The sequence below is a fragment of the Rhizobium sophoriradicis genome (assembly GCF_003939025.1).
GTDB classification, from domain to species: Bacteria; Pseudomonadota; Alphaproteobacteria; order Rhizobiales; family Rhizobiaceae; genus Rhizobium; species Rhizobium sophoriradicis.
The window spans coordinates 1-4,354 of sequence record NZ_RQIH01000046.1; the positions used below are offsets into that span (position 1 = coordinate 1).

At 62.6% G+C, this 4,354-nt stretch carries 4 protein-coding genes; all 4 read left to right on the forward strand.

Features of this window, described 5'->3' with window-relative positions; all coding sequences use genetic code 11:
• On the forward strand, positions 1 to 1,200 hold a 1,200-nt coding region (locus EFR00_RS32625), incomplete at its 5' end, for an ABC transporter substrate-binding protein (RefSeq protein ID WP_077993542.1).
• A gap of 103 nt (positions 1,201 to 1,303) precedes the next feature.
• Positions 1,304 to 2,257, forward strand: a complete 954-nt coding sequence (locus tag EFR00_RS32630) for a carbohydrate ABC transporter permease (protein WP_009991516.1) — start codon at positions 1,304 to 1,306, stop codon at positions 2,255 to 2,257.
• Positions 2,254 to 3,234, forward strand: a complete 981-nt coding sequence (locus tag EFR00_RS32635; protein ID WP_077993541.1) for a carbohydrate ABC transporter permease — start codon at positions 2,254 to 2,256, stop codon at positions 3,232 to 3,234. The genes EFR00_RS32630 and EFR00_RS32635 overlap by 4 nt, the downstream gene beginning before the upstream one ends.
• Positions 3,235 to 3,237: 3 nt before the next feature.
• Positions 3,238 to 4,353, forward strand: a complete 1,116-nt coding sequence (locus EFR00_RS32640; protein WP_077993539.1) for an ABC transporter ATP-binding protein — start codon at positions 3,238 to 3,240, stop codon at positions 4,351 to 4,353.
• The last annotated feature ends 1 nt before the right edge of the window (position 4,354 follow it).

Genomic DNA, 4,354 nt, shown 5'->3' on the forward strand with positions numbered 1-4,354 from the left:
GCCCAGGCCGCCGACGTAAAGGAAGTGCAGATGCTGCACTGGTGGACATCAGGCGGCGAGGCGGCTGCCTTGAACGTGTTGAAGGAGGATCTGTCGAAGGAAGGTTTTGCCTGGAAGGACGTGCCGGTTGCCGGCGGCGGCGGTGATGCGGCGATGACGGCGCTGAAGGCGATGGTTGCGGCAGGCACCTATCCGACCGCCTCGCAGATGCTTGGTTATACCGTGCTCGATTATGCCGAGGCCGGCGTCATGGGCGATCTGACCGAGACGGCGAAGAAGGAAGGCTGGGACAAGTCGGTGCCGGCGGCGCTGCAGAAGTTCTCCGTCTATGACGGCAAGTGGGTGGCAGCCCCCGTCAACGTCCACTCGGTCAACTGGCTGTGGATCAACAAGGCAGTGATGGACAAGATCGGCGGCACGGAGCCGAAGACCTTCGACGACCTGATCGCGCTGCTCGACAAGGCCAAGGCCGCAGGTGTGATCCCCTTGGCGCTCGGCGGCCAGAACTGGCAGGAAGCGACGATGTTCGATTCCATCGTGCTGTCGACCGGCGGCCCGGAGTTCTACAAGAAGGCGATGAACGACCTCGACGAGGAATCGCTGAAGTCGGAGACGATGAAGAAGTCCTTCGATAACCTGGCGAAGATCGTCAAATATGTCGATCCGAACTTCTCCGGCCGCGACTGGAACCTGGCGACCGCCATGGTCATCAAGGGCGATGCGCTGGTGCAGGTGATGGGTGACTGGGCGAAGGGCGAATTCGTCGCCGCCAAGAAGACCCCGGACACCGACTTCCTCTGCTACCGCTTCCCCGGCACCGACGGCAGCGTCATCTACAACTCCGACATGTTCGGCATGTTCAACGTCCCCGACGACCGCAAGGCGGCGCAGGTGGCGCTGGCGACGGCAACGCTGTCGAAGAGCTTCCAGTCGGCCTTCAACGTCGTCAAGGGTTCGGTGCCGGCCCGTACCGACGTTCCCGACACCGACTTCGACGCCTGCGGCAAGAAGGGCATCGCCGACCTGAAGGCCGCCAATGAGGGCGGCACGCTGTTCGGTTCGCTGGCCCAGGGTTATGGCGCGCCGCCGGCGATCGCCAATGCCTATAAGGACGTCGTCTCGAAGTTCGTCCACGGCCAGATCAAGAGCTCCGACGAAGCCGTCACCCAGCTCGTCCAGGCGATCGACGACGCCCGCTGAGGATCGTCGATGAATATGCTTCCCCGCGTGATCTCGCGGGGAAGCTTCAGGCTCCGCAGCGAAAAAATGCCGAGCCGATCCTGCGGGAAGGGAGATGATATCCATGAGCACAGTTGCCACCACCGATCCGGTTCTGACCCCCGGGCAGACGACGCCGATCTCGCTCAGGGGCCGGCTGCAGGATGCGCTGCCGAAGATCGTGCTGGCGCCGAGCTTCGTCATCACCCTGGTCTTCGTCTACGGCTTCATCGTCTGGACGGCCTATCTCTCCTTCACCAATTCCAAGACCTTCCCATCCTATGCCCTGACGGGACCACGCGCCTATCAGCGGCTGTGGCGCTGGACCTTCGAGAGCGATCCGCCGTCCTCCTGGTACACCTCGATCACCAACATGGCGATCTTCGGCTTCCTCTATGTCGGCATCTGTCTGGCACTCGGCCTGCTGCTTGCCATCCTGCTCGACCAGAAGATCCGCGGCGAGGGCATATTGCGCCCCATCTTCCTCTATCCGATGGCGCTGTCCTTCATTGTGACAGGGGTGGCCTGGAAATGGTTCCTCGATCCCGGCCTCGGGCTTGAGCAGACGCTGCATCACTTCGGCTGGACGAGCTTCCACTTCGACTGGATCAAGAACAAGGACTTCGTCATCTACACCGTCGTCATCGCCGGCGTCTGGCAGGCCTCGGGCTTCGTCATGGCGATGTTTCTGGCCGGGCTTCGCGGCATAGACGGCGAGATCATGAAGGCGGCGCAGATCGACGGCGCCTCGCCCTTCCAGCTTTATCGCCGCATCGTCATCCCGCTGCTGCGGCCGATCTTTCTCTCCGCCTTCATCGTGCTCGCTCATATGGCGATCAAGTCCTACGACCTGGTGGTGGCGCTGACCTCGGGCGGGCCGGGCGGCTCGGCCTGGCTGCCGTCGAACTTCATGTATGAATATACCTTCAAGCGCAACGAGATGGCCGTCGGCTCGGCCAGCGCCATCATCATGCTGATGACGATCTCGGCGATCATCGTGCCCTATCTCTATTCCGAACTGAAGGAGAAGGCGCGATGAGCAGCGTCACCTCTACGATCGGCACCCCGACCGCAACGCTCTCGCAGCGCAGCGACAACAGCGACCAGAGCAGCAACAATACCCGCTGGATCGGCCGCCTGGTCATCTACGGCCTGCTGCTGATCTTCGCCATCCTCTATCTGATGCCGCTCTTCGTCATGCTGGTGACCTCGTTCAAGACGATGGAGGAGATCCAGAGCGGCAACATGCTGGCGCTGCCGCAATCGCCGACCTTCGATCCCTGGATCAAGGCCTGGGGCGAGACCTGCGTCGGGCTGACCTGCGCCGGCATCAAGGGCTACTTCTGGAACTCGATCAAGATGGTGGTGCCGGCGGTTGCGATCTCCACCATTTTAGGGGCGCTCAACGGCTATATCCTGACCAAATGGCGTTTCCCCGGCCATACGCTGGTGTTCGGGTTGATGCTGTTTGCCTGCTTCATCCCGTTCCAGTCGGTGCTGTTGCCGATGGCGACGATCCTCGGCTCGCTCGGCCGCTTCGGCATGACGCTGCAGAACGCCACGGGCTTTTCCTTCGGCTTCGGTAATCCCACGATCAATCTGGTCTTCGTCCATGTCGTCTACGGCCTCGGCTTCACCACGCTGTTCTTCCGCAATTTCTACGAGGCCTTTCCGACCGAACTGGTCAGGGCCGCCCAGGTCGACGGCGCCAGCTTTTTCCAGATCTTCCGCCGCATCATGCTGCCGAACTCGCTGCCGATCATCGTCGTCACCGTCATCTACCAGTTCACCAATATCTGGAACGACTTCCTGTTTGCCTCGGCCTATGCCGGCACCGGTGACGCCATGCCGATGACGGTGGCGCTCAACAATGTCGTCAACACCTCGACCGGGGTGGTCGAATACAATGTCAACATGGCGGCGGCGATGATCGCCGCCGTTCCGACACTCATCGTCTACATCCTCGCCGGCCGCTACTTCGTGCGCGGTCTGATGGCGGGCGCAGTCAAAGGGTAAGTCATGGCCTTCCTGGAAATCTCCGGTCTCAGAAAACGCTTCGGCGCCGTCGACATTCTCAAGGGCATCGACCTCGAACTCGAAAAGGGCGGCTTCCTGGTGCTGGTCGGCCCGTCCGGCTGCGGCAAGTCGACCCTGCTCAACACCATTGCCGGGCTGGAGACGATCACCTCAGGCGATATCAAGATCGACGGGCGCGACATCAGCGGTCTGCATCCCTCCAAGCGCGACATCGCTATGGTGTTCCAGTCCTATGCGCTTTATCCGAACATGACGGTGGCGGGCAATATTGCCTTCGGCATGGAGATCCGCGGCGTGCCGAAGGAGGAGCGGGCCAAGGCGATCAAGCAGGTCTCCGACATGCTGCAGATCGGTCATCTGCTCGACCGCAAGCCGAGCCAATTGTCCGGCGGCCAGCGCCAGCGTGTGGCCATGGGCCGGGCGCTGGTGCGCAATCCGCAGGTCTTCCTGTTCGACGAGCCCTTGTCCAACCTCGATGCCAAGCTGCGCGTCGACATGCGCACCGAGATCAAGCGGCTGCACCAGCGCATGGGCACGACCTTCGTCTATGTCACCCACGACCAGATCGAGGCGATGACGCTGGCGACCAAGATCGCCGTGCTCAAGGACGGGGTGCTGCAGCAGTTCGGCACGCCGGCCGAGATCTATAACAGCCCGGCCAATCTCTTCGTCGCCGACTTCATGGGATCGCCGGCGATGAACCTGCTCAACGCCACCGTCGAGGCCGGCGCCTCCGGCCTTGCCGTCTCGCTCGAACGGCCGAACGGCGCACCGCTGCGATTGCCTGTGGTCGCCGGCGCCAACGGTCTCTCCGCCTATGCCGGCCGGCAGGTGATCTTCGGCATTCGCCCGGAGGCCTTGACCGACCCTGACGGCGCCGACCGCAAGGCGCGCTCGCTGACCGAGGACGATTGCCTGATCGAAGTGGTCGAACCGGCCGGCTCCGACACTTTCGCCGTCACCAAGCTCGGCGGCAAATCCGTCGTCGCCCGGCTGCGCGCCGATGCCGGCATCGCGCCGGGCCAGAACACCCGCCTTGCCTTCAATCTCGACAAGGCCGTGTTCTTCGATCCCGACAGCCAGATGCGGATCGCGTGAT

What these genes read in the sequence shown, in the direction of transcription:
- EFR00_RS32630 (WP_009991516.1), top strand. Translation starts at nt 1,304, where the DNA reads ATGAGCACAGTTGCCACCACCGATCCGGTTCTGACCCCCGGGCAGACG.
- EFR00_RS32635 (WP_077993541.1), top strand. Translation starts at nt 2,254, where the DNA reads ATGAGCAGCGTCACCTCTACGATCGGCACCCCGACCGCAACGCTCTCG.
- EFR00_RS32640 (WP_077993539.1), top strand. Translation starts at nt 3,238, where the DNA reads ATGGCCTTCCTGGAAATCTCCGGTCTCAGAAAACGCTTCGGCGCCGTC.